The sequence below is a fragment of the Mesorhizobium sp. M0676 genome, from assembly GCF_040320535.1.
Lineage (GTDB): Bacteria > Pseudomonadota > Alphaproteobacteria > Rhizobiales > Rhizobiaceae > Mesorhizobium.
In genome coordinates, this window is the sequence record NZ_JAMYPU010000002.1 from 291,509 (window position 1) to 317,205 (window position 25,697).

Sequence of the window (25,697 nt, forward strand, 5' to 3'; positions counted from 1 at the left end):
GCCGGACCGGTCAGAATGTCTCGACAAAGGGCCGCAGCTCGACCTCGAAGCTCCAGGCGCTGCGATGCTGGCGATGGGTCGCGAGATAGGTCTGCGCGATCGCATCGGGCGACAGCTGGCTGTCCGGTCGCTCGGGCTTCGTCCCGACCGGCTCGATCTGGCCATCGATAATGAAATGGGCGACATGGATGTTCTTCGGGAAGAGTTCGCGCGCCATCGACTGAGCCAGACCGCGCAGGCCGAATTTCGGCATGGCAAAGCCGGCGGAGTTGGGAAAGCCCTTGATGCTGGCGGAGGCGCCGGTGAAAAGAATCGAACCGGAGCCGCGCGCAAGCAGCCGCCGCGCCGCTTGCTGGCCGACCAGGAAGCCGCCATAGGCGCCGACAAGCAAGGCTTGTTTGACCGCATCGGGATCGACCTCGGCGATCGGGCCGCGCGTGCGGCCGCTGGCATTGAAGACGGCAAGGGCCAGCGGGCCTTGCTTGTCGGCGGCGTCAAACAGGCCGGCGACGGAGGCCGGATCGGCGACGTCGGTTTCGACGGCCAGCGCGCCGGTTTCCCCGACCAGCGCCGCGAGTTTGGCCGTGTTGCGGGCGGCCAGCACCACGCGATAGCCTTCCGTGGTGAGAAGGCGTGCCAAAGAGGCGCTCAGGCCCGCACCCGCGCCGGCGATCACTGCGACTTCGGATGCCATGTCGTTTCTCCTTGGCGATGACGTGTTCGTCTCATAGCTGGCGTCTTGAGCGGCGAGACGCAAGAACGGCGTTGCTCGATTTTCGCTGTTCGGTGAAAAACCCTGCCGGCAGGTTCGGAGCAATCGACCGCGGCCAGGGTCTTGCCTGGCGAGACAATCCGTCCGACAGGTGATTGCGTTGGAATCGCAAACGGTGTCGCAAGGGAGTCGACCGTGGAACCAATCTGGGCCGTCGGCCTGATGACCGGCACCGTGCTTGACGGCAATATCGACGTGGCGCTGATCAAGACCGATGGCGAGCGGATCGCCGATTTCGGCACCTATACGCTGGCCCCCTACCCCGCAGCGATCCGTGCCTTGCTGGAGGAGACGCTGCGTCAGGCCCGGGTGTGGAATTTCGACGGGCCGGAGCCGGCGATCTTTGCCGAAGCCGAGGAGGCGCTGACGCGGGCGCAGTCGGCGGCGGTGAAGGACCTTGTCGAAAGCTACGGCCTGACCATGGGCGATATCGGCGTGGTCGGTTTTCACGGCCAAACCGTGCTGCATCGTGCCCCGCAACCCGGGCGGCGCGGCGATACGCGCCAGTTGGGCGATGGCGCGCTGATGCATTCCATTTTGGGCGCCAAGGTCGCCTATGATTTCCGCTCGGACGATGTGCGCGCCGGCGGCCAGGGCGCACCACTGGCGGCTGCCTACCACGCGGCGCTTTTGAGGGAAGCCGACGCCAGCGGGGACACCGCTGTGCTCAATCTCGGCGGTGTCGGCAACGTCACTTGGTGGGACGGCAAGGACAACATCGTCGCCTTCGACACTGGCCCGGCCAACGCGCCGCTCAACGATTTCATCAAGGCAAACGGCCTCGGCGAGATGGACCGCGACGGCGCACTGGGCGCGGCCGGCACCGTCGATGAAGTGCGGCTGGCCAAATTGCTCCAGCATCCGTATCTGACCAAGCCCTATCCGAAATCGCTCGACCGTTTCGACTTCGGCGCCGCCATGGCCGACGGCCTCGGCGCAGAGGATGGGGCGGCGACGCTGACGGCCTTCACCGTCTCGGCCGTCGGCAAGGCGCTCGATTTGTTGCCGCGCCGGCCGAAGCGGCTGGCGGTCAGTGGCGGCGGCCGCCGCAACCCGACGATGATGGCGATGCTGGCGAGGCGCGCCAACGTCGAGGTTGTGCAGGCCGAGACACTGGGCTGGAAAGGCGATGCGGTGGAGGCCGAATGCTTTGCCTTCCTTGCCGTGCGCGTGCTGCGCGGCCTGCCGATCAGCTTTCCCAGCACCACCGGCGTGCCGCGGCCGATGCAAGGCGGGCGGCTGGCAGGTTAGAGCTTCTTCTGCAGGAAGATGCGGCTGCGGCCGACGGGAAAGTCAGGCAGTTCGCCGAAGCGCCGGTAGCCTTGCCGCTCATAGACTTTGGCCGCTGTCGGATTGAACGTATCAATCCAGGCGTTTTGGCAGCCGCGCTTGACCGCTTCCTCCTCGGCAGCGCCCAGCATGTCGCCGGCCATATGCCGGCCGCGCAGGCGTTCGTCGACCCACAGCCACTGCACATAGAGCCAGCCCCAGGCGGTGTATCCCGAAATGCCGGCGACGACAGCGCCGTGCTCATCACGAACGAAGACGGCGATCGGCTTGCGGCCGGAGGGGCCGACATCGCCGTCATTGAACGCCGTCAGCCGCTCGGCCAGGAAGGCGAGGTCGTCTGACGAGGGGTCGGCAGTGGTTTCAAGCGTCGTCTTCATCCGGGCGGGGCTCGCATGGCAAGCCAAGCTCTAGCGAAGGACGGGATGAGAACGCAAGCTTTACGGCTTGATGGGCAGCGGCGATCGCCATGACCCCGCTGCTGCCGCAACCAGCATCAGCACGGCGGCGACGATGGCGCAGATGGCAAAGCCGAACGATGAATAAAGCGGCCCGAAGCTGGTGGTGCCGATGAAGACGGCGAGGTAGGTGACCGAGCTGTTCAGGCCCATGATGGTGCCACGGCGCGACGGATCGAGCGCGGTAAGGCGCATCACCAGCACGTTCAGGCCGAAATGATTGGCAAGGCCCCAGATGGCGATCATAGCCAGGATCAGCACGAAATTGCTGCTTGCGAGCGCGATCGCGACATAGACGACGGCGACCAGCAGATAGGCGAAAGGCATGACGCGCCGTGCGCCGATGCGGTCGATGACGCCGTCGAGGAAGGCCGCGGCGCCGAAGCCGGCGCCGTAGGCGAGTGCGGCCAGCGCATTGGCGCTGACGGGCTCGCCCAGATCCTGGTGCAGATGATCGCCGAGATAGCCGTAGACGCCGTAAAAAGCGGTCATGAAGGCGGTGCAGGCGATGAGCAGCGGCACGATGCCCGGAATGGCCAGCGCAACGAACGGCGACGGCGCCGGGCCGCTCTTCCTGACGTCGCTGAGCGAGGTCATCGACAAGGCAGCAAGCGCAATGGCGGAAAGCACCGCGACGGCGGCGAAGACGGCGCGCCAGTGCACGAGATCGGCAAGCACGGCCGACAGCGACACGCCGGCCACCATGGAGACCGTCCAGCCGGTCAGCACGACGCCGATCGTGCCGCTTTCGCGGCCGGGCGGCGCAATTGCCGCTGCACTGGCATAGATGGCCGGCATGGCGACGCCGGCGGCGATGCCGGCGACGGCCTGGGCCGCGACCAGCATGATCACCGTCGGCGCCAGCGCGCTGGCGAGAAGCCCGACCGCCAGCAACAGCAGAGCGCCCTGCAGCATGCGGCGGGCGCCGACGCCGTCGATATAGCGGGCGAGGAACAAAGCGCTGGCGGAAGTGCCGAGACCGAAGGCAGCCGACGCGGCCATCACCGCCGGCACGCTGGTGCCGAAGGATGCGGCGACTGCCGGAGCAATTGGACCCAGGACCAGCGAGTTCGAGCCGATGACGGCGATGCAGCCGGTCAGGAGGTAGGCCAGCGCCGGGATCGGCTGATGGAGCGTTGCAGCTTGATGCGCGTTCGTCATCGGGTCATAATGGCCGAACTGGATTCCGCGACAACAAGGAATTTCGATATGGACGAAGAAACAGATGGGGTTCTGCAGAACAAGGTAGCTCCCCGCGAGCTCGACGCAATCGACCGAAAAATATTAGGCGTGCTGGTCGAGGATGCGACGATCAGCTACGCCGAACTTGGCGAACGCGTCTGCCTTTCGCCGCCTGCGGCGCATGAGCGGGTCAAGCGCCTGCGGCGCAGCGGCGCCATCCGCGGCACCGCTGTGATCATCGACCCGAAGGCGGTGAAGAAGCCGCTGCTCACCTTCGTGCATATCGATACCAAGGGCTGGGGCAAGACACCGGAGCTGATGGCCGTCTCCCAATATCCTGAGGTCGAGGAAATCCATTCGGTGGCCGGCGACACCTGCATGCTTCTGAAGGTCCGCACCGAGGACACCAGGGCGCTCGAAGGCCTGCTGGCGCGTCTCTACGAAACGCCCGGCGTCACCTCGACGCGAAGCTATGTCGTGCTGTCGACCTATCTCGAGCGCCCGGTGCAGCCCGAGATCACGGCGCAATGGCCGACGCCCCGGCATATGGCCACGCCGTTGTACTGATCTGCGCTATCTTCGTCTTGCCGGGGCCACAACAATCCTTCACAAACGGCACCCTATATTGATGCCAGGCATTGATTTGGGGTGACGAGAGGCGCGGCTTGCAATTCGAACTGAAAACCATCGAGGCGCTGGCCCCCGATCAGGCGTCGCTAAGCGCCGCCTCGAAGCTCACCAAGCGCTCGAACTGGCCGCGGCTGGAGAAGAACGAGCAGCAGGCGCTGATCTGGGGCGAATGCCAGGGCTCGGGATCCAACCCCTATCGCACCGTCGTCGACACCGGCGACCACGGCTACAAATGCACCTGCCCGTCGCGAAAATTTCCCTGCAAGCACACGCTGGCGCTGATGTGGATCGCCGCCACGGCGCCGGCCAGCTTCACATCAGCCGAAACAACGCCGGAATGGGTCAATGACTGGCTTGGCCGGCGCAGGAAGACTGCGCCCCCGCCGGTCGACGCAAAGCCTGGCAGGGGCGCGTCTGGCAAGAGCATTGGCGAGGCCTCGCAGGCGGAGGAAAGCACCGTCGATGACGCCGCCGCGACGGAGCGCCGCGAGACGGCGCAGCGCAAGCGGGCGGAAGATACGCGCACCGCGGTGGCAGGCGCGCTGGACGAACTCGACCAGTGGATTGCCGACCAGCTGCGGCTCGGCCTTTCCGCCTTTGCCGACGCCAGCAGCGAGCGCTGCCGCCGCATTGCCGCGCGGCTTGTCGACATGAAGGCGACGGCGCTTGCCGGACGCATCGACGAAATCCCGGCCCGGCTAATGGCGCTGCGCAGCGAGGAACGGCCGGACGCGGCGATCCGCGAACTCGGCAAGCTGGTGCTGCTGGCCAAAGCCTGGCGCTCGGCGCCCGACGATCCCGAGCTGAAGCGACTGGTGTCGGCGTCCGAAACCCGCGACCAGGTTCTGTCCAGTCCCGACGCGAAGCAGGTCGACAGCCATTGGGAGGTCGTCGGCGAGAAGATCGAGACCCGCCGCGACGGTCTCGTCAGCCATTCGACCTGGCTGCTCGATCTGAAAAGCCCGACGCCGCAGTTTGGGCTGCTGCTCGATTTCTTTCCGGCTTCGGCCGGCCGCCGCTCGGCGGCGTTCACGCCCGGTGACCGGTTCCACGCCCGCCTGGTATTCTACCCGTCGCGCCAGCCACTGCGGGCCTTGGTGGCGGAGCGCAAGGGCGACGTCGTGTCGGGCGCCTGGCCGGATTTCGGCCTCGACGCTGTCAAGGACCCGCTCGCGGCGCATGCGGCGCACCAGGACGCAGCGCCCTGGTCGACCGATAGCCCGCTGATGCTGCCTGCCGGCGCGATCCTGCTCGATGAGCGCGGCACCGCCTGGTGGCAAGCGGCGCACGACCCGCAAGGGATCGCCCTGCCTGTTAGCGGGACCGTCGATCAGACCGTGCTTGGCCTCGACCTCGGGGCCACGGCGGCACTCTGGAACGGCGCGCGGCTCGATCTGCTGGCCGCGCAAAGCGGCTTCGGGAGGCTCGATCTGTCATGAACGAGCTCGAACTAACCGGCCTGGCGACGATGCGCGACTGCTGGATCACCGGCGGAACCGCGTTCGATCTGGCGCCAACCGCATGGAAGGAGATCGCGCGTGGCGCAAGCCCGGACGAACGGGAGCGACGTCTGCTGGCGATCGCGGCGCAGGCGCTCGATGTCGGCCTGCGGCCGTCGGCGCCGAAGACGCTGAAGCGGCGCCCGCCGCTGCCGAGGCTTGGCCTGCCACTGCTGCCGGAGCGGTTGCGGCCGCTGTTGCGGGCGGCCCTGAAGAACGCCGCCGATGCGCGGCGCAAGTCGCGCGTCGCGACGCTCGTCGCCAGCCGCGGCTACGTGCTGCATCCGATGGACTGGATGCCGTCGGCATCAGACCAGAACAGCCCTGACATCTATGCGCCGTGGATCGACTGGCAGGCCAGCGTCGAGGGGCTGAAGATTGCCCCGCAGGAGCAGCTGACGGCGCAGAACTGGGATGACTTTTACCCCGCCGCGCGCCGTATCGCGTTGGCCGAGATGCGCCGTCGCGATCCGGCCACGGCCCGCAGCCTGATGGAAGCCAAGGCGACGGGCGAGCCGGCTGAAGTCCGGCTGGCGCTCATCGAACTCATGCATTTCAACCTGACGCCCACGGACGCGCCATTCCTGAAAAGCCTGGCCACCGACCGCTCCGGCAAGGTGCGGGAGCTGGCGGGCCGGCTGCTGGCAAGGCTGGGCGAGCATGGCCGGCCGGGCAACGACGGAGCCGACGACCCCGTTGCCGAACTCGCCGCCTTCATCACAGAAGGCAAATCCGGCTTCATCCGCCGCCGCACCACCTACACGCCGGCAAAGCTCAAATCGCCGGCGCAGGAAAAGCGCCGCGCCGAATTGTTCGAGACCTGCAACCTGGTCGACCTCGCTTCCCGATTTGGGGTCAGCGAACCCGATTTCATTGCAGCCTGGCAATTCGGTGCCGACAAAAATGCGGACATCCAGATCTCACGAATGGTCGCAGCGTCGGGCAGCGACGCTGCCGTAACGCAGATGGCCGACACACTAGTCGCCGGGGGAGGCAAGCCGGCACTATTCGTGCTGCACCTGACACCGCGCCTGGATAGCCGCAGGAAGCGTGTCCTGGTCAGACTGATCCTGAAAGATACGCCGCAGTATATTGGCGCGCTCACCCTTGCCGAGGGCTTCGAAGCCAACTGGCTGGAATGGCCCGACCTGACGAACGGCCAGGGCTTGGCGGCATTGCGTTCGGCTGTCGCCCGCGATGATGACGCTATGAAGCGAACCGCCGACGACCTGCTGGAAACGATGGGCTTTCTGGCCACTGCGGCGACAGCGGAAAAATTGATCGAGCATGTCGTTGCGGCTGGCATGCCGCCGGCGGCAGCCTCGCTCGCTTTCCTGCGCCTCAACGCGGCCCTGACGGGAACCAACACATGACAATCCGGAGAACAGCACCATGAACGCAGCCATCCGCCTCCCTGTCGAGCAGGCCTATGCCGCTGAACTGCAGGCGCTGGCGCGCAATGACGAACGCCAGAAGCCGGCCGGATGGAGCCTGTCGCCGAAGGCCGTGCTGACCTATCTGCTCGGCGGCAAGGCAAGCGACGGCACCGTGATATCGCCGAAATATGTTGGCCGCCGCCGGCTGATGGAAACCGCGGTGGCGACACTCGCTACCGACCGCGCGCTGCTGTTGCTCGGCGTTCCCGGCACCGCCAAGTCCTGGGTGTCGGAACATCTCGCCGCCGCCATCATGGGCAACTCGACGCTGATCGTGCAGTGCACGGCCGGCACCGACGAGAACCAGATCCGCTACGGCTGGAACTATGCGCAGCTTTTGGCCAAAGGGCCGAGCCAGGAGGCGCTGGTGCCGACGCCGCTCTACCGCGCCATGGAGAGCGGCAAGCTATGCCGCCTGGAAGAGTTGACGCGCATGGGCTCCGATGTACAGGATACGCTGATCACCGTGCTGTCGGAAAAGATGATGCCGATCCCGGAACTCAACACGTCGCTCTATGCCCAGCGCGGCTTCAACATCATCGCCACCGCAAACAACCGCGACAAGGGCGTCAACGAGCTGTCCTCGGCGCTGAAACGCCGCTTCAATGTGGTGGTGCTGCCGCTGCCCGAGGACATGGCGGAAGAGGTGGCGATCGTCTCCAAGCGGGTCGACGAGATGGCCGGCGGGCTCGACCTGCCGGTGCCGAAAAATGTCGGCGAGGAGATCGCTCGCGTGTTGACCATTTTCCGCGAGCTGCGCTCGGGCGCAACCGCCGACGGCAAGGTGACGCTGAAGACGCCTTCGGGTTCGCTCTCGACCGCCGAGGCGATCGCCACCATGGTCGGCGGCCTCAGCCAGGCGGCGTGGTTCGACAGCGGCAAGCTCGGCGCCGAAGGCCTCGCCGCCAGCCTTGTCGGCGCCATCGTCAAGGACCCGGTGCAGGACAAGGTGGTGCTGGAGGAATATCTCGAAACGGTGCTCAAGAAGCGGCCGGACTATGCCGGCTATTACGCGGCGCTGAACGCAGCGATCTGAGGTCATGAGCGACGTCGCCTATTTCGGCATCCGCCATCACGGGCCGGGCTCCGCCGACAGCCTGGTGCAGGCGCTGCGGGACTTGCAGCCGGTCGCGGTGCTGATCGAAGGGCCGAGCGACGCGTCCGCCCTGCTGCCATTGCTGGCGCGCCCGCAGATGCAGCCGCCGGTGGCGCTGCTCTGCTACCCCGAGGACGATCCGGCCGCGACAAGTTTCTGGCCGTTCGCCGAGTTCTCGCCGGAATACCAGGCGGCGGTGTGGGCGGTGGAGAACAAGGCGGCATTGCGGTTCATCGACCTGCCGTCATCGGCACGGTTCGCGGCACCGGCAACCGACGACACCGACAAAACGGCTGACGCCGACAAGCCCGAACCCAAGGACGAAACCGGTGAGGATGGCGGGCCCGCATCGCATCGCGACCCGATCGGCACGCTGGCTGCGGCCGCCGGCTATGAAGATGGCGAAAGCTGGTGGGCCGACATTATCGAGCAGAATCCGCAGCCGGGTCCAATCTTCGCTGCCATCACCGATGCGATGACGACGCTGCGCGACGGCGAAGGTGCGATCGCGCCGTTCGAGGCCAAGCGTGAAGCGCATATGCGATTGGAAATCGCCGCCGCGCGCAAGGAATTCGCCGGACCGATCGCCGTCGTCTGCGGCGCATGGCATGTGCCGGCCCTGCAGGCCGCGCACACGCAGAAGAACGACCAGGCGCTGATCAAGGGAATTGCCCGGCGCAAAGGCATCATGACATGGGCGCCATGGACCGGGCCGCGTCTTGCGCTGGGCTATGGTTATGGCGCTGGCGTCGTCGCGCCCGGCTGGTGCAAGCATCTGTGGCGCACACGAGGGCGGCGCGACGCCGCGACGCTGTGGCTGGCGACGATCGCGGCGGTGCTGCGGGCGAAGGGCCATCTGGTGTCGACCGCGTCGCTGATCGAGGCCGAGCGGCTTGCGCGCACACTGGCTGCCATTCGCGAGCGGCCGAAGCCCGGCTTCGAGGAATTGCGCGATGCCGCGATCGCGGCGCTGTTCAACGGCGAAGCGGTGCTGTGGGCGCTGGTCGAGGCCGAGCTGCTTTTGGGCGCGGATGTCGGCGAGATTCCGCCCGACACGCCGCTGGCGCCGCTGATCGAGGACCTGCAGCGCAACCAGAAGGCGGCGCGGCTGAAGCCGGAGGCGCTGGAACGCGAGCTGTCGGTCGATCTGCGCAGCGAAAGCGGACTGTTTCGTTCGACATTGCTGCACCGGCTGAACGTGCTTGGCGTGCAATGGGGCAGGCTGGCCGACGCCGGCCGCAGCCGCGGCACCTTTCGCGAAAAATGGACGCTGGCCTGGGAGCCGGAATATGCCGTGCGCCTGGTCGAGAACCTGATCTACGGCCCGACTATCGAAAAGGCCGCCAATGGCCGCCTGATCCAGATGCTCGGTGCGGCCGCGAGCCTCGACACGCTTGCCGCCCTTGTCCAGAGCGCCATTACGGCGGATCTGTCGGAGGCCGCGAGCGCCGGCCTTGTAGCGTTGGAGGCGCGCGCAGCGCACAGCAGCGAATGCCTGGAGATGCTGGCCTCGGTGCCGCCGCTTGCCGACATCATCCGTTACGGCGAGGCGCGCAAGACCGAAACCAACCGGCTGTCCGGTTTGTTGGAACGGTTGATCGTCGAAGGCGCGATCGCGCTGCCCTATGCGGTGCGCGACCTGGACGAGCAGGCCGCCACCACGCTGGTCGGTGCTGTGCGCAAGGCCGACGCGGCGATCCGGCTGGTCGAGCCCGGCGAAGACGTGCTCGATGCATGGCGCAACGGCCTAACCGGCGTGCTGCAAGGTCCGCGCTCGACGGCGCTGCTCGCCGGCTGCGCCGCGCATCTGCTCTATGAAGCCGGCCAACTCTCGGCCGAGGACGCCGCCGGGCTGCTCGGACGCAGGCTGTCGCCGGGGACGCCGGTCGCCCAGGCAGCAGGGTTCTTCGAAGGTTTTTTCAGCACTGCCGGCCAGAGGCTGATCTATGACGAGGGTCTGCGCGGCGCCGTCGATGCGTGGCTGAAATCCCTCGACGAAGACGCCTTCATCGCGCATCTGCCGTTGCTGCGCCGTGTCTTCTCCAATCTGGACTCGATGGAGCGGCGGCGGTTGATCGAGGCCGTGCTCGGCCGCACCGCAAGGTTGCCGGCCGGCCTGACGCCGGCGCCTGATGGCGGCGAGGGCTGGCGCAGGCACCTGGAGCGAGTTGGGCCATTGCTGGCGGGCGGAGTGTGACAATGGATGACGAAGCCGAAGTGCCCGAACCCGGCCCAGCATCCTCCGATAGCGGGCGCGAGCGCCGCTGGCGGCTGGCGATCGGCGCCGATGACGAGGCTTCCTCCGCCCTTTCCAGTGATGACAAAAAACTGTCTTCGGCGCTCGATGCGCTTTACGGCGACGGCGCCAATGCCGATGCCGACCCGCGCAAGCGGCGCGGCGGGCTCGGCCGCTCGGCGCCACGCGTGGCGCAATGGATGGGCGATATCCGCTCCTTCTTTCCCGCCCAGGTGGTCCAGATCGTCCAGAAGGATGCCTTTGAGCGGCTGAACCTGAAGCAGATGCTGATGGAGCCGGAATTCCTCAAGGCGATCGAGGCCGACGTCAACCTCGTCGCCGACCTGATCTCGCTGCGTTCGGTGATGCCGGCCAAGACCAAGGACATTGCCCGCACCATCATCGCCGACATCGTCGCCAAGCTGATGCAGCGGCTGGAGCAGAAGACCGCCGAGGCGATCCGTGGCGCGCTCGACAAGTCGCGACGCACCAACCGGCCGCGCCAACGCGACATCGACTGGCCGCGCACCATCTCGGCCAATCTTCGCCACTACCAGCCTGAGCACAAAACCGTCGTGCCGGAAAAACTGGTCGGCTTCATGCGCAAGCAACGCCGGCTAGTCGATCTCGACGAAGTGGTGCTGTGCGTCGACCAGTCCGGCTCGATGGCGAGTTCGGTGATCTACGCCTCGATTTTCGCCGCGGTGATGGCGTCGCTGCCGGTCGTGCGCACCAAGCTGGTCTGTTTCGACACGGCCATCGTCGACCTGACCGAAGAGCTCAGCGACCCGGTCGAGGTGCTGTTTGGCGTGCAGCTCGGCGGCGGCACCGACATCAACCAGGCGGTCGCCTATTGCGCCGACCGCATCGAGCGGCCGACCAAATCCCACTTCGTGCTGATCACCGACCTCTATGAGGGCGGCAACGGCCAGGACTTGCTGCGGCGGCTTGCGGCGCTGGTCCGGTCCGGCGTCAATGTCATCGTGCTGCTGGCGCTGACCGATCAGGGCCGGCCGGGCTATGATCCGGCGATGTCGGCTTCGGTCGCGGCACTTGGCATACCGGTCTTCGCCTGCACGCCGGACCTGTTTCCCGACATGATGGCGGCGGCGTTGCGGCGCGAGGATATCGGCGCCTGGGCAGCCGGCGCCGACATCAAGCTGATCCGCGCCGAGACGGAGCCGAGCAGTCAGGCCTGACTATTCGAACGAATAGGCAAACCCGTCAGTGGAAGCGCTGACGGTCACCTTGGTCATCTTCTCGCCGTCGAGCGACCGGTTCAGCACGCCGCGGCTGAGTTCCGGCAACAGCGTGTTGGTTAGGATGGCGTCGATCATGCGGCCACCGGACTCGATTTCGGTGCAGCGCGCCTTGACCAGCGCCATGACGCCGTCGCCGATCACCAGTTCGGCGTCGTGGCTGGCGCGCAGCCGCCGCGCGATCTTGCCGAACTGATGGCGCGTGATGGCCTCGATCATCGAATCCGAGAGCGGATAGTAAGGGATGGTCACGACGCGGCCGAGGAACGCTGCCGGAAAGACTTTCAGCAGTGGAGCGCGCAAGGCTGCATCGAGGCCGTCGAGCCCCGCCCTCACCGTGCCGTTTTGCGTCCGCTCCATGATGACTTCGGAGCCGACATTCGATGTCAGCAGGATCAGCGTGTTCTTGAAGTCGATGCGTCTTCCCTCGCTGTCATCCATCATGCCCTTGTCGAAGACCTGGAAAAAGATTTCGTGGACGTCGGGATGCGCCTTCTCGACCTCGTCGAGCAGGATCACCGAATAGGGTTTTCTGCGCACGGCCTCGGTGAGAATGCCGCCTTTGCCGTAGCCGACATAGCCGGGAGGCGCGCCCTTGAGCGTCGAGACGGTGTGGGCTTCCTGGAACTCGGACATGTTGATCGAGATCAGGTTCTGTTCGCCGCCATAGAGCGTCTCGGCCAAGGCCAGGGCCGTCTCGGTCTTGCCGACGCCGGAGGGGCCGCAGAGCAGGAACACGCCGACGGGCTTTTCCGGCGCTCCGAGCCCGGCGCGGCTGGTCTGCACGCGCTTGGCGATCATCTCCATGGCGTGATCCTGGCCGACGACTCGTTCGGACAAAGTGTCGGCGAGCTTGAGCGCCTTTTCGGTCTGGCTGGACAGCATCCGTCCCGTCGGGATGCCGGTCCAGTCCTGGACCACGGCAGCTACCGCATTGCGGTCGACCGACGGCAGGATCAGCGGCGTCTCGCCTTGCGCCGTGGCAAGCTCGGCCATGAGTTCACGCAGCCGCGCCAGATCGGCGACAGGATCTGACGGCGCAGCTTCGGCAGCCGGCGCTTCGGTCTCGGACGCTTTGGCCTTCGGCTTTTCAGGCTCGGACGTTTCGGCCTTGGGCGGTTCAGCCTTGGGGACCTTGGTCTTTTCCGGCGCTGCTGGTTCGGCATCGGCCTCAGCTGCCGCCACCGCATCTAGCGGGACGCCGTCGCCGCGCAGCCGCGCGCGCAGTTCGAGGATCTCGGCAACCAGCGCCTTTTCGCGCTCCCAGCGCTCCTCGGCGGCGGCGAGCATGGTCCCGGTCTCAGTGAGCCCGGCCTCGACCCGCGCCTGCCGGTCAGTTACTTCGATGCCGATCGCTGCCTCGCGGCCGATGATGCCGCTTTCGACCTCGAGCGCCTGGCGGCGCCGCAAAATGTCCTCGACCTCGGCCGGCGTCGCATGCTGCGAGATCGCGACCCTGGCGCAAGCCGTGTCGAGCAGGCTGACCGCCTTGTCGGGCAATTGCCGCGCCGGGATGTAGCGATGCGACAGGCCGACCGCCGCCTCGATCGCCTCGTCCAGGATCTGCACCTCGTGATGCTGTTCGAGCACGCCGGCTACACCGCGCAGCATGAGCACGGCCACCGCTTCCGACGGCTCGTCGATCTTGACCACCTGGAAACGGCGGGTCAGCGCCGGGTCCTTTTCGATGTGCTGCTTGTATTCGGCCCAGGTGGTTGCGGCGATGGTGCGCAGTTCGCCACGTGCCAGCGCCGGCTTCAGCAGATTGGCGGCATCGCCGGTTCCCGCTGCACCGCCGGCGCCGATCAGCGTGTGCGCCTCGTCGATGAACAGGATGACCGGCGTTTCGGATGACTGAACTTCGTCGATCACCGCCTTCAGGCGCTTCTCGAACTCGCCCTTGACGCTGGCGCCGGCCTGCATCAGGCCGACGTCGAGCATGCGCACGCTGATGCCTTGCAGGGGCGGCGGCACGTCGCCCTGGGCGATGCGCAGGGCAAACCCCTCGACCACCGCGGTCTTGCCGACACCGGCCTCGCCGGTCAGGATCGGGTTGTTCTGCCGGCGCCGCATCAGGATATCGATGATCTGCCGGATCTCCGGGTCTCGGCCGACGACCGGGTCGATCTTGCCGTCATGGGCGCGCTGGGTGAGGTCTGTGGCGTATTTGGCCAGCGCGGAATCCCCGCCCGGAGCTCGCCGCGGCGCCTCCGCGGTGGGAGCCACTGCTGCCGTGGCGCCGGCTTCGAGCGAACCGTCCACCACCTCGGCAAAGCGGGCGATGACCCCGTCGGCGTCGATCTTGTCGAATTCGCCGCTGATCTTCGCCACCAGGCCTTCCAGCACCGGCGTCTTCAGGCAGGCGAGCACGATATGGGCGCTGCGGACCTCCTCCATGCCGAATTCCAGCGTCGCCAGATTCCAGGCTTCCTGGATGGCGTGGAAGATGTGGTCGGAAAATTCCTCGATCGAGGTGGCGCCGTAGGGCAGCTTGTCGACGGCGCGGGTCATTTCGCTGGTAAGCCGGCTGGCATCGACGCCGGCATCGGCAATGATCATCTGCACATCCGAACGCTCGGACAGCACCAGTTGTTCTATGAAATGGACGAGTTCGACGTAAGGATTGCCGCGCAGCTTGGCGCTGTCGGCGGCGGCCTTGAAGGCGCGCAGGCAGACCGGATTGAGCTTGCCAACCAGTTCCTTGCGTTTGAACCCCTGCGACGACCGGCGCTGTTCCATCGAACGTGCTCCTGCAATCTGCCCGTCGACAGCCTGCCACATAAGCAGCCGCTTGACAAAGCGCTTGATGCAGCCGGCCTTTCTCTTTGTGGAGAGTCCCGCGCCGCCAAATGCAGACAACCACGATTTTTTATAATCCTATGCGATGCGCTTCACATACGAGGTCGGGCAGGCGCGCCATGAATTGCGCCATCCGAGACGCAGTTGCACCGACATTCATTAGCGCTCGTTAACTTTTGAGCGGATGGCGAATTGTGGGAATATGCAACCGTGTGCTAACGTTGGGTCACGTACGGTTTTAGAGCCGGTCGCCGGGGGTATCTGTGATCGATCTCGCACTCTGGCTTGCTCCGCTGGACGGTGAAAATCCGTCAGGCGAAGACTTGCGCAACGATCCGGCTTTTCATGAGCTGGAGCGGCTCACGGAGCCGCAGGTCAAGGTCGTCCATGACGGGCGCAACAAGCCAGCCGCGCAATCGACCATTCCGGTCGACTGGCCTGCCGTGCTCGGCAAGGCCGAGGAGTTGCGTTCGCATGGCCGCGACCTGCGCTTGCTTGTCATTGTCGCCCGGGCGTTGGCCAATGAAGAGGGATTGGCCGGACTGGCACAGGGCCTGACCCTGATTGCAAGGACCTTCCAGACGCATTGGGAGACGATGCACCCGGCGCTGCGTCCCGGCGGCCAGCCGCGCGACGCCGCCTTGCGCCGCCTCAACGCGCTGGCCGACCTGCAGAACGGCCAGGAAGGCCTGCTGGCGAACCTTAGGCAGATGGTCTTCTTCGCGCCGCGTCCCATCGGGCCGATCAGCGGACGCGATCTCGAACAGGGTGCGCTCGACGATCGCGTCATGCTTCAGGAAGCGGCGTCGGGATTGAATGCCACGGAGAAGGCAGCACTGGTCAGCGCGCACGGACAGCTCCTGAACCGGGTGGGCAGCGGTTGTGCCGCCCATCAGGACCAGGCCGGTGAACAGATGACGGCGCTCATCGCCGGGGCGCACGCAGCGATCGAGGCGCTCGACGCGGTCGATGCGGCGCTGAATGCCCGCCTTGACAGCAACGGGGCCGCCGTCCCGGACCTGAAACGATTTTTGCAGCGCGTGCTGACGACGCTGGAACGCAATACGGCGGTCGAGACCACGGAAGAGGCAGCGACGAAGGGGGCGGCCAGCCCGGCTGCTGCCCCGGCAAGCCCGGCCGCGCCGGTCAGAAACGGTCATGGAGCCGAGACGATGGCAAGCTACGCGGAGACCGGTGCGGGGCTCCCGGACAGGATTTCCTCGCGCGACGATGTGGTGAAGTGCCTCGACCTTGTGGTCGCGTTCTACGACCGCACCGAGCCGTCGAGCCCGATCCCGCATCTCGCCCGCCGGGTGCGCAGGATGGTGCACATGGATTTCGTTGAACTGATGGAAGACCTCGCCCCGTCGGGGCTCAAGGAATTCCGGCTGCTCGCCGGCGTTCCCGACGCCAAGAAGACTGCCCAGAAGGATGAAAGGTAGCAACACATGCCAGCCGAAAGCAAAGCGAAGGTCATCGAGCGAAATCGCGCCCCGCGCGTGCAGATCGCCTACGATGTCGAAACCTACGGCAGCCCGACGACGATCGAACTGCCGTTCGTCATGGGCGTGATGGCCGACCTGTCGGGCGCATCGCAGACCAGGGAAGCGTCCAAGACGGTGCTCGACCGTTCCTTTGTCGAGACCGATGCCAACCGTTTCCCCAAATTCATGGAAGCGCTGGGACCCAGGGTCAAGGCGCGGGTGAAGAACACGCTGCCGCAGGCCGAGGGACAGGAGCGCGACGAAGAACTGGCGCTCGACCTGACCTTCACCAAGATGGGCGATTTCGCCCCCGACAAGATCGCCGAACAGGTCCCGCAACTGGCCGAAATCCTCAAGATGCGGCGCCAGCTCGAGGAGCTGCTCGGCTTCATGGACGGCCGCGTCGATGCCGAAAAGCGCATCGCCCAATTGCTGAACAACCAGCCGCTGCTTGGCCAGATCGCCGCCCAGGCGCTGTCCGACGACAAGGGTGAGGAATAGATCATGGCCGAACAGCAAAAGACCGCAGTATCCGTCGCCGAGGCCGAGGCCGTCGATCTCGGCGAATTCAGCCAGCTCTTGGAGAAGGACTTCAAGGTCAAGAAGGACGACAGCGAGAAGCTGCAGCAGCTGGTGCGCAACCTGGCTCTGGCGGCTCAGTCGCGCTCCGAGACGACGACGATTTCGTCCAACTCGATCAAGTCGATCAAGTCGTTGATCGCCGGTATCGACAAGATGCTGACGACCCAGGTCAACGAAATCCTGCACGCGCCGGAAGTGCGGCAGATGGAAGGCACCTGGCGCGGCCTCTGGTACCTCATCAACAACACCGAGACGGATCAGAAGCTGAAGATCCGGGTGATGAACATTTCCAAGGAGCAGCTGGCCGATACGCTCGAAGACTATGAAGGCCAGATGTGGGACCAGAGCCCGATCTTCAAGAAGGTCTACACCGACGAGTATTCGATGCTCGGCGGCGAACCGATCGGCTGCGTCATCGGTGCCTACGAGTTCTCCAACCACCCACGCGACGTCGGCCTGTTGCGCAACATCTCCGGCATCTGCGCTTCGGCGCACACGCCGTTCATCGCCGCCGCCTCGCCACGGCTGTTCCGCATGGACAGCTGGCAAGAACTGCCCAACCCGCAGGACCTGCAGCAGATCGTCTCCAATCCTGCCTACGCCTCGTGGCAATCGCTGCGCGAGAGCGAGGATGCGCGCTATATCGGGCTGACCATGCCGCGCGTGCTGGCGCGGCTGCCGTACGGCTCCGAGACCGTGCCGGTCAAGGGCTTCTCCTTCGAGGAGGAAGTGCAGGGCGACCACAACAAATATGTCTGGATGAACGCTGCCTTCCCGATGGGCGTCAACATCAACCGCAGCCACAAGCTCTATGGCTGGGGCACCCAGATCCGCGGCGTCGAGAATGGCGGCACGGTGCTTAACCTGCCGGTGCACTCGTTCCCGACCGATGACGGCTCGATCGCGATGAAATGCCCGACGGAAGTCGCCATCGACGACCGGCGCGAGGCGGAACTGGCCAAGCTCGGGCTGATGCCGATCCTGCACCGCAAGAACACCGATCTCGCGGCCTTCATCGGCGCCCACTCGCTGCAGGATGACGAGACGCGGGCGGGACGCCTGGTCGACCCCGACGCCCAGTCCAACGAGCGGCTCTCCGCCAACCTGCCCTATCTGTTCCCGGTCTCGCGCTTTGCGCACTACCTCAAGGCGATTGCGCGCGACAAGGTCGGATCGTTCAAGGAACGCACCGACATGCAGATCTGGTTGACCGAATGGATCAACCGGTACGTGCTGGCCAACCCGGCCTTCGCCGACGACAAGGCGCGCGCCAAGCGTCCGCTTGCCGCCGCCGAGGTGCAGGTCGACAGCGTGGAGGGCCGGCCGGGCTACTACAACGCCCGCTTCTATCTGCGCCCGCACTACCAGCTGGAGGGCATCAATGCCTCGCTCAGGCTGGTGTCGGAATTGCCGTCCGTGAAGACCTGATTGCAGCAACCAAACCTTTGTTTGAAAGCGGTGGAGAACGAAAATGCCCACAATGAAGATCGACGGTTTTCTGAAAGTTCCGGATATCAAGGGGCCCAGCACGCGCGACGGCCATGACGACGAGATCGAAATCCATGGCGTCGATTACAAGATGGTCGCGCCCTACGACCCCAATTCCCTCTCGCGCCGAGGCCGCGTGTCGATGGGCATGATCAAGTTCACCAAGCACTACGACAAGGCCTCACCCTATCTGGCCAAGGCCCTGTTCGAAAACAAGGCGCTGGACGAGGTCAAATTCTCCGCTCGGCGGACCATCGACGGCGAGAGCAAGGACTATCTGGTCGTTACCCTGACCGACGCCTCGATCATGGAATACGACATGTCGCAGGCCGATGATGAAGCCGACCTGATCCAGGAGGAAGTCTCCTTCGCCTACAAGAAGATCAAGTTCGTCTATGACGACAATGACGAAGCCGAAATGGATGTCTATGTCGGCAAGTGAGGGGCGAGCAAAGCGCCCTGCCGCCGACAAGGTACAGGCGGGCGGTTCACGGGCCAAGCGCGAGGCGGTACAGCCTTCGCTGTGGGACCGCCTCGTCAACGACCTGCCGGGCCTGAGCTCGGAGATAGACGGGCTCAGGCAGGCTCTGCAGGAGGAGCTTGGCGCAGAGCGCCTGGACGAGCTGCTGGCAGACGGACCGAGGCGCATCGACGCCGATGACGCATTGAACCCCGATCAGAAGCGCCGGCTGCACCGGCTGGCGTTTCAGAACCGGCACCGTGGCGAGCTTGAAAGCCGAGGCATCGTGGTGTCGCCCGATGTGCTGCGCGAGGCCGTGCGGCGCGACATCGAGGCGCTGTTCAACACCGAGCGTTTCGAATCCGCGCCGCTGCTATCCGATCTCGAGGCCGAGCAGATGACCGACAGTCCGACATCGCTGGCCGACTTTCCGGAGGTGCGCCGCAGCGTTGTCAATTATGGCGTGCCGTCCTTCTCCGGCCGGTCGTCGCGCGACTTCGATCGCGATGTTCTGGCACGCGAGATCCGCGCCGTGCTCGCCGCATTCGAGCCGCGGCTGAAGGAGAGCGCGACGAAAGTCACGGTCAACCTCGGCGACAAGACCGGCCTGAAGATCGAGATCGACGCCGTGCTGATCATGACGCCGACGCCCGAGCGCATGCGCCTGCGCACGACGATCAATCTCGACAACGGACTGGCGCGCACCGAGTTCAGGGAAGCCTGAGAGATGGACCGGGTCTTCGTAGAATATTACGAGGAGGAACTGTCCCACATACGCGGGCTGGCGGCGGAGTTCGCCGACATGCATCCGGCGGTTGCCCGCAATTTGTCGCTGGATACGGTGCCGTGTCCCGACCCCTATGTCGAGCGGCTGCTCGACGGCGTCGCCTTCCTCGCCGCGCGCACGCGCCTGAAGGTGGATGCCGAGCGCTCGCGGTTTTCGCGCAGCATCCTCGACGTGCTTTATCCCGATCTCGTCACGCCGGTGCCGGCAACCGCCATGGTGGTGCTGAAGCCCGGCCAGCAGGTGCAGACAATGCTTGCCGGCCACGTCGTCAAGCGCGGCACGCGGCTGGTCTCCAGCCTGCAGGCCGGCCTGTCGACACGCTGCACCTTCACCACCGCGCAGGACATGACGCTGTTTCCGATCGCGATCAGTTCGGTCGGCTATTTCCAGGACCGCAGCGCGCTTGCCGCCGCCGGCATCGGCCCGATCAGCGGCAAGGGTGGCGAAGCGGCACTTCGCATCACGCTTGCCCGGACCGGAAAGGGCAAGCTCGACGAACTGGCGCTCGACCGGCTCGACTTCTATTTCGCCAACCGCACCAAGGCGCCGCTGATCTTCGACGCCATCTTCGGAGTCTGCTCCGGTGTCGGCGCTCGACCGGAAGGCAAGACCAATCCATTGTCGCCGCTACCGCCGCCGGAGATGGTCGGCATTGCCGATGCCGAGGCGCTGATGCCGCGCACGCGGCCGACCTTCGAAGGCTACCGCCTGCTGCGCGAATATTTCATGATGCCCGAGCGCTTCCATTATGGGCGCGTCGCCGGCTTGCTGCCGGTCGTGCGTAAATGCCAGGCCGGGCTCGAAATCGTCTTTTTGTTCAGGCGTCCCGTGCCCGAGCTCGCCGAGCTGACGCCGGCGGATTTCGATCTCTTCGCCACCCCGATCATCAATCTCTTCGAGCGCGAGTGCAACATCGTCGAGCTCGACCAGCGCAAGACGCGCCAGGTGCTGCATGCCGACCGTACGCGGGCGCGCGATTTTGAAATCTACCGGGTCATCCGCGTCGAGGACGCCGATGCCGAGGGGCCCGATGCCGAGATACCGGAGCTGTTCAGCCTCGGGCAAAACCGCGGCAGCGGCTGGGTCTATTCGACCGAGCGGCGGCCGCGCCGGCCAACCGAGGACGAGCGGCGCCAGGGGGTGACCCGCACCTCCTATGCCGGCGACGACGTCTTCCTGGCGATCTCGCGCCCGGTCCACAGCCAGGCCAACAGGCCGCTCAAGCGCGTCGATATCATGGCGCTTTGCACCAATCGCGACCTGGCCATCCTCGACGACACGCCGACCCTGACGCTGGAAGCCGGCGACCCTGTGGAGACGGTCCGGCTGCTCGGCGCATTGCGTTCGCCGCAGCCGGCGATCCCGGCAGCGCTGCCGACCGGCGCCGACGGCGAGTCGCGCGCCGACGACCTGGCCTGGCGGCTGGTGTCACAGCTGGCGCTCAACTTCCTCAGCCTGGCCAAGGAAGGCCGCGGCGTCGATCCGCTGCACGCGCTGCTCGATCTCTATGCCGAGCGCGGCGACCCCGGGCTCGCCCGCAATGTGCGCTCGATCGTGCGCATCGACTCGCGCGCGGTGATCGAAAGGCTGGCGATCGAAGGGCCGATGTGCTTCGGCCGCGGCACGGAAGTGACGCTGCATGTCGACCAGTCGGTGCTGGCGGGACAGAGCACTCTGCTGCTGTCGGGCCTGCTGTCGCGGCTGTTTGCCCGCCATGCCGGCATTAACGGGTTCGTGCGCACTCGCACGCGGTTGCTCCAGAAACAGGAGGATGTGCCATGGCCGATGACGCCCGGCAATCGCTACCTGATCTAGAGCGAGCCGCAACCCTGTCCGAGAGTTTCGACTTTTTCGAACTGCTGCGCCGGCTCGAACGGCAAGGCGGCCTGTTCGGCCATTCCGGCCGGCCGGACCGCGAGCCGGCAAGGCTCGGCCAGAATGTGCGGCTGTCCTTCGCAGTGCAGGACGTGGTGGATTTCCGCGAGCCGACGGACAAGTCGCCGGCACGCGTCACGGTCAACAATCTCGGCCTGCTCGGACCCGAAGGGCCGATGCCACTGCATCTGACGCGCTGGGTGCTCGATCGCCTGTCGCAACGCTGGTATGCCGGCGCCGAGGCGCGGCAGACGAGCGACACGACCTTCGTCGATTTTGTCAATATCCTGCAGCACAGGATGATCGCGCTCTACTATCGGGCCTGGGCGGATGCGCATCCGGCCGTGCAGGTCGAACGCGGTGTCGGCGGCCGCGTCCGTTCCATGCTGGAAGCGATGGCCGGCATCGGGCTGCCGGGCACGCAGGATGCCGAACTCGATACAGTAAAACTTCGCCAGGCCGCCTCGCTCGCTGCCCAAGTCGACGGCCCCGAGCGACTGACGCTGTTCCTGGCCGAAGCCTTCAAAGTGCCGGTGGTGCTGAAGGAGTTCGTCGCGGCCTGGATGACCATCCCCAAGGCGCTGCAGACGCGGCTTGCCGGCAGCTATGCCACGCTCGGCCGCAGCGCCACCATCGGCCCGCGCAGCTTCAGCCGGCAGAGCCGCATCGAGCTGCGCATCGGCGCGCTCAGCTATATCGATTACAAGGCCTTCCTGCCGGGCGGTGAGCGGCTGAAGCTGTTGAAGCAGGCGGTGCGCGACCTGATCGGCGAGACCATCGATGTCGATCTCAGGATCGTGCTTGCGGCAAAGGCAGTGCCGCCGGCGAAGCTCGGCACCGTCCAGCTTGCCCGCACCACCTGGCTGGCGCGACCGGTCGAAAAGGGGGACGCCGACGACATGCGGTTGCGGACCATCGTCGGCTGGCGGGAAGAGGTGGCGGCATGAGCCTGCTTCTGACTCTCGAACAGGGACCACGCGCGCAAGTCACGCGGCAGGCGCGGCTGGACGAGGGCGAGCTGGTAATCGGCCGCAGCGCCGACGCCGACTGGCAGATCAACGATCCCGACATGTTCGTCTCGCGCGCCCACTGCAAGATCACCAGCAAGCAGGGCGGCTATTTCGTCACCGATACCTCCAGCAGCGGGTTGTTCATCGACGATGCCGCCAGCCCGCTCGGCGCGGGAAATACCGCGCGCCTGCAAAGCGGCATGCGACTGCGACTGGGCGACTATGTGGTGTGGGTCGATTTGCAGACGGCGAAGACCGAGGCGCCGGCCTCCAGGCCTTCAGCGCCTGCCAGTAAGCCGGCGGCGTCGCGGGCGCCGGTCAGCCTCGGCGGCGACGATTTCTTTTCGTCCACCACGGAAGAAGAGCCGGGACGGCCACGCCCTGCCAACCTGCCCGATCCATTCGAAAAGCCGGTGCCCGGCGCATTCGCGCGTGCGCGGTCCGATGAACGCAGCTCGCAGGCGTTCGACGATCCGTTCAGCCTCGACCCTGTGGCAACGCCGGTGGCCGAGCCCACTGACAGAAACGGCGCCAAGCCATCGTTCGACGATCCCTTCGGCCTCGACTCCGCGCCGCTGTCGAGAGAGCCGAGCAGATCCAATCCTGAGAAGCTGCCGGCCTACGATGACGGGTTTGGTTTCGGCCCTGCCGGGTCCACTAGCCTCGACGCCGGCGTGACGGATGGCGGTGCGATCGATGCGGCCTCGCCTGCTCCCTCCGCCGCACCTTGGGAGCTGCCGGCTCGCGCGGCCGAGCCATCGCCAAAGCCAACCCCGCAACCACCGCCCCGCCCTCCTGTACGGCAAGCTGCAGCGCGGCCGTCGGCCGGACAATCGGACGCGGACCTTCGCGCTGCTTTCCTGCGCGGCATGGGTGTGGACGAGCCCGGCTTTCCCGGCCGCGATCCGGTTGCCGACATGGAGAAATTCGGCCGCGAGTACCGGCTGATGATGGAAGGGCTGATGCAGCTTTTGCGCAAGCGCGCCGAAGAGAAGGGCAACGCCCGCGTTGCCCAGACCGTGGTTGGCGCGTCCGAGGTCAACCCGCTCAAATTCCTGCCTTCGGTCGACGATGCTCTGGTGACCATGCTGGCCGAGCGCAGCCCCGGTTTCCTCGACGCCGAAGCGGCGATCAAGGACGCGGTGCGCGATCTGGCGCAGCATCACGTTCGCGCCTGGCGCGGCGTGCAAGGCGCGCTCAAGCGCATGATCGACCGCTTCGATCCGGCGGCGATCGAGCAGGAACTGAAGTCAAGTTCGGCGATCGGCAATCTGCTGACCGGCGGGCGCGGCGCCAAGCTCTGGGAATTGTACCAGAAACGCCACCGTGAAATCGCTCACAGCGCCGAGACGCGTTTTCTGGGCGAGATCGGCGCTGATTTTCGTGATGCATATGAGGAGGACTGAGACATGATCGACAGACGCGAATTTATTTTTGCCATCGGAGCGACGGGACTGCTGACGGCTTGCCAGAGCGGCCCGCCGAAACCATCCGTCATCACCGTAAACCTCGCCGGCGGCGCCGGCATGAACCCCGGACCGGGCGGCGGCGACAGACCGGTGACTGTAATGATCCTGCGCCTGAAGAGCACCGGCGCTTTCAATTCGGCCGACTACTTCGCCCTGCAGGGCGGCGCCGGCGCGGCACTTGGCGGCGATCTCATCGGCTCCGACACGATTTCGGTCGGACCCGGCAAGACCGCATCGAAGACCATCACGGTCGAACCGGAAGTGGCCGCGCTCGGCTTCGTCGCGCTGATCAGGGAACCCACCGGACGCAACTGGCGTACCACCAAATCGGTTTCGTCGGGATCGAAGTTCACCGTCAATGTGAAGCTCGGCAGCAGCGGGATTTCCGCCTAGAGCGCGTCGCGTTTGAACGGATCCAGGCGACGCGCTTTAGGTCTTTGTTTTTATGCATCGTTCTCTCAAAACCGTGACCACATTTGAGCGCACATGCATTGGCGGCAAAAGTCCGCAAGCCGCGCAACATGATGAGCAGGAAGCAGAGAGTGCCGGCATGAGCGATGCAAACAGGGTGCTGTGGTCGGAGGGGCTTTTCCTTCGCACCCAGCATTTCCAGCAACAGGACCGCTTCTTCGAAGCGACGGTGCGCGGCGCCTTGCAGGCCGGGCATCTGCATACGTTCGGCTTTCGAACGCTGACGCTCGATCAGGCACAGCTCGATGCCGGCCAGATTTCGGTGCTCTCGGCACGCGGCATCTTTCCAGACGGGACGCCGTTCGCGATCCCCGAGACGATGGATGCGCCGCGGCCGCTGGCGGTGACGCCGGAGATGGGCGCTGGACCGGTGCTGATAGCGCTGCCGCTCGAGCCGCCAGGCGGCGTCGGCTTCGACCCTGCTCACGCCGAGCCGTCCGGCGCGCGCTATCGCGGCCGGATCGTGTCGGTGCGCGACGCCGTGCATGGCGGCTCCGATCCCGAGGAAATCGAGATCGCACGGCCGCAGGCGCTGTTGCTGGCGCCGGGCACGGCCGTCGGCGGCTACACCGCGCTGCCGGTGGCCGAACTCAAGGGCGTGCGCGCCGATGGCGGCGTGGCCCTGGACGACACCTTCCTGCCGCCGACCTTGGTCATCGGCGCGGCGTCCTGGTACAGCCGCCTGCTGCAGGAAGTGGTCACCGGCCTCGACCAGATCGCCGAGGCGCATGGCAAGATGGTGCTGGGCGGCCCCGGCCGCAGCGTCGAGGATCTTCTGATCCTCAATTTGGTCAACGCCGCGCGGCCGCGGCTGGCGCACATGCTGGCGCAGGACGTGTTCCATCCGGCCGAGGTCTATATGGAGCTGGCCGGTCTCGCCGGCTCGATGGCGACCTATGGCTCGAGTGCAAGGCGGCTCGGCGAACTGCCTGTCTACGACCACATGGCGCCAGGCCCGGCCTATTCGGCGCTGGCCGACGCGCTGCGTTCGCTGATCCTCAGCCTGCGCTACATCGAGCCGAAATCCCGCGCCCTGCCGGTCATGCGCCATGCGACCAATGTGTGGAAGATCCGCATCGACAACCCGAAACTTCTGGTGGCGAGCCGCATCGTGGTGCGGATCGGCTCCGAACTCTCGGAGGATGCCTTGCGCAAGATTTTCGTCAACCAGGCGACCGTCGGCTCGGCCAGCGAATTCGAAGGGCTGTGGAAATCACGCCTGCCCGGCATTCCGCTGAAGCCCCTGCATTCGCAGCCGCGCGAAATTCCCTATGACGGCGACCGGCTGTGCCTCGAACTGGACCAGAAAAGCGAGCACTGGGCCTCGCTGCTCGAAGCGCCCGGGTTTGTGATCGGCGTTTCGGGCGTGCTGCCCAGCGAACCGCAGGTCGACTGCTACTCGGTCAACAGGTGAGAT

General features: G+C 65.8%; 21 protein-coding genes. 17 read left to right on the forward strand and 4 right to left on the reverse strand.

Annotation, left to right across the window (positions count from 1 at the left end; genetic code table 11):
- Window positions 1-10 precede the first annotated feature (10 nt).
- Window positions 11-694 (reverse strand): SDR family NAD(P)-dependent oxidoreductase, encoded by a 684-nt coding sequence (locus tag NKI35_RS03440; RefSeq protein WP_023668581.1) that lies wholly within the window; start codon window positions 692-694, stop codon window positions 11-13.
- Window positions 695-907: 213 nt separating this feature from the next.
- Here NKI35_RS03440 and NKI35_RS03445 point away from each other — a divergent pair, with 213 nt between their 5' ends.
- Entirely contained in the window at window positions 908-2,023 is a 1,116-nt protein-coding gene (locus tag NKI35_RS03445) for an anhydro-N-acetylmuramic acid kinase (RefSeq protein WP_023709949.1), read from the forward strand.
- Here NKI35_RS03445 and NKI35_RS03450 read toward each other — a convergent pair.
- Window positions 2,020-2,439: a GNAT family N-acetyltransferase gene (locus tag NKI35_RS03450; protein WP_023684459.1), complete on the reverse strand. Its 420-nt coding sequence runs from the start codon at window positions 2,437-2,439 to the stop codon at window positions 2,020-2,022. The genes NKI35_RS03445 and NKI35_RS03450 overlap by 4 nt on opposite strands.
- Before the next feature lie 60 nt (window positions 2,440-2,499).
- Window positions 2,500-3,678: an MFS transporter gene (locus NKI35_RS03455; protein WP_023709950.1), complete on the reverse strand. Its 1,179-nt coding sequence runs from the start codon at window positions 3,676-3,678 to the stop codon at window positions 2,500-2,502.
- 48 nt (window positions 3,679-3,726) lie between these two features.
- On the opposite strand from NKI35_RS03455, the gene NKI35_RS03460 reads away from it, so the two are divergent.
- The 6 genes from NKI35_RS03460 (at window position 3,727) to NKI35_RS03485 (ending at window position 11,795) form a co-directional block, all read left to right on the forward strand.
- The gene (locus NKI35_RS03460) at window positions 3,727-4,266 is read left to right on the forward strand and encodes an Lrp/AsnC family transcriptional regulator (RefSeq protein WP_023687041.1); all 540 of its coding nucleotides are present in this window, start codon (window positions 3,727-3,729) and stop codon (window positions 4,264-4,266) included.
- A gap of 98 nt (window positions 4,267-4,364) precedes the next feature.
- Entirely contained in the window at window positions 4,365-5,768 is a 1,404-nt protein-coding gene (locus tag NKI35_RS03465; RefSeq protein ID WP_352738562.1) for an SWIM zinc finger family protein, read from the forward strand.
- Window positions 5,765-7,201 (forward strand): DUF5691 domain-containing protein, encoded by a 1,437-nt coding sequence (locus NKI35_RS03470; protein ID WP_352738564.1) that lies wholly within the window; start codon window positions 5,765-5,767, stop codon window positions 7,199-7,201. Before NKI35_RS03465 ends, NKI35_RS03470 begins: the two co-directional genes overlap by 4 nt.
- Window positions 7,202-7,220: 19 nt before the next feature.
- The gene (locus tag NKI35_RS03475; protein ID WP_023701533.1) at window positions 7,221-8,300 is read left to right on the forward strand and encodes an ATP-binding protein; all 1,080 of its coding nucleotides are present in this window, start codon (window positions 7,221-7,223) and stop codon (window positions 8,298-8,300) included.
- 4 nt (window positions 8,301-8,304) lie between these two features.
- Complete coding sequence (locus NKI35_RS03480; RefSeq protein WP_352738566.1) at window positions 8,305-10,557, forward strand: DUF5682 family protein; 2,253 nt, start codon at window positions 8,305-8,307, stop codon at window positions 10,555-10,557.
- A gap of 2 nt (window positions 10,558-10,559) precedes the next feature.
- Window positions 10,560-11,795, forward strand: a complete 1,236-nt coding sequence (locus NKI35_RS03485; protein ID WP_023687036.1) for a VWA domain-containing protein — start codon at window positions 10,560-10,562, stop codon at window positions 11,793-11,795.
- On the opposite strand, the gene tssH is transcribed toward NKI35_RS03485, so the two are convergent.
- Complete coding sequence (tssH, locus tag NKI35_RS03490; RefSeq protein ID WP_352738569.1) at window positions 11,796-14,594, reverse strand: type VI secretion system ATPase TssH; 2,799 nt, start codon at window positions 14,592-14,594, stop codon at window positions 11,796-11,798.
- Window positions 14,595-14,917: 323 nt separating this feature from the next.
- On the opposite strand from tssH, the gene tssA reads away from it, so the two are divergent.
- From tssA to tssK, 10 genes are all read left to right on the forward strand, one after another.
- On the forward strand, window positions 14,918-16,096 hold the full coding sequence (gene tssA, locus NKI35_RS03495) for a type VI secretion system protein TssA (protein ID WP_352738571.1): 1,179 nt from the start codon (window positions 14,918-14,920) through the stop codon (window positions 16,094-16,096).
- A gap of 6 nt (window positions 16,097-16,102) precedes the next feature.
- On the forward strand, window positions 16,103-16,639 hold the full coding sequence (tssB, locus tag NKI35_RS03500; RefSeq protein ID WP_023673718.1) for a type VI secretion system contractile sheath small subunit: 537 nt from the start codon (window positions 16,103-16,105) through the stop codon (window positions 16,637-16,639).
- A gap of 3 nt (window positions 16,640-16,642) precedes the next feature.
- Window positions 16,643-18,148, forward strand: coding sequence for a type VI secretion system contractile sheath large subunit (gene tssC / locus NKI35_RS03505; RefSeq protein WP_352738574.1), 1,506 nt, complete (start codon window positions 16,643-16,645; stop codon window positions 18,146-18,148).
- A gap of 52 nt (window positions 18,149-18,200) precedes the next feature.
- Entirely contained in the window at window positions 18,201-18,650 is a 450-nt protein-coding gene (locus tag NKI35_RS03510) for an Hcp family type VI secretion system effector (protein WP_023673716.1), read from the forward strand.
- The gene (tssE, locus tag NKI35_RS03515) at window positions 18,637-19,392 is read left to right on the forward strand and encodes a type VI secretion system baseplate subunit TssE (protein WP_023673715.1); all 756 of its coding nucleotides are present in this window, start codon (window positions 18,637-18,639) and stop codon (window positions 19,390-19,392) included. Before NKI35_RS03510 ends, tssE begins: the two co-directional genes overlap by 14 nt.
- A gap of 3 nt (window positions 19,393-19,395) precedes the next feature.
- Complete coding sequence (tssF, locus tag NKI35_RS03520; RefSeq protein WP_352738576.1) at window positions 19,396-21,270, forward strand: type VI secretion system baseplate subunit TssF; 1,875 nt, start codon at window positions 19,396-19,398, stop codon at window positions 21,268-21,270.
- Window positions 21,234-22,277, forward strand: coding sequence for a type VI secretion system baseplate subunit TssG (gene tssG / locus NKI35_RS03525; RefSeq protein WP_023673712.1), 1,044 nt, complete (start codon window positions 21,234-21,236; stop codon window positions 22,275-22,277). Before tssF ends, tssG begins: the two co-directional genes overlap by 37 nt.
- On the forward strand, window positions 22,274-23,746 hold the full coding sequence (gene tagH / locus NKI35_RS03530) for a type VI secretion system-associated FHA domain protein TagH (RefSeq protein ID WP_352738578.1): 1,473 nt from the start codon (window positions 22,274-22,276) through the stop codon (window positions 23,744-23,746). Before tssG ends, tagH begins: the two co-directional genes overlap by 4 nt.
- 3 nt (window positions 23,747-23,749) lie before the next feature.
- Window positions 23,750-24,202, forward strand: coding sequence for a type VI secretion system lipoprotein TssJ (gene tssJ, locus NKI35_RS03535; protein ID WP_023815186.1), 453 nt, complete (start codon window positions 23,750-23,752; stop codon window positions 24,200-24,202).
- Between the two features lie 157 nt (window positions 24,203-24,359).
- Window positions 24,360-25,694, forward strand: a complete 1,335-nt coding sequence (gene tssK / locus NKI35_RS03540; protein ID WP_023709959.1) for a type VI secretion system baseplate subunit TssK — start codon at window positions 24,360-24,362, stop codon at window positions 25,692-25,694.
- Window positions 25,695-25,697 lie beyond the last annotated feature (3 nt).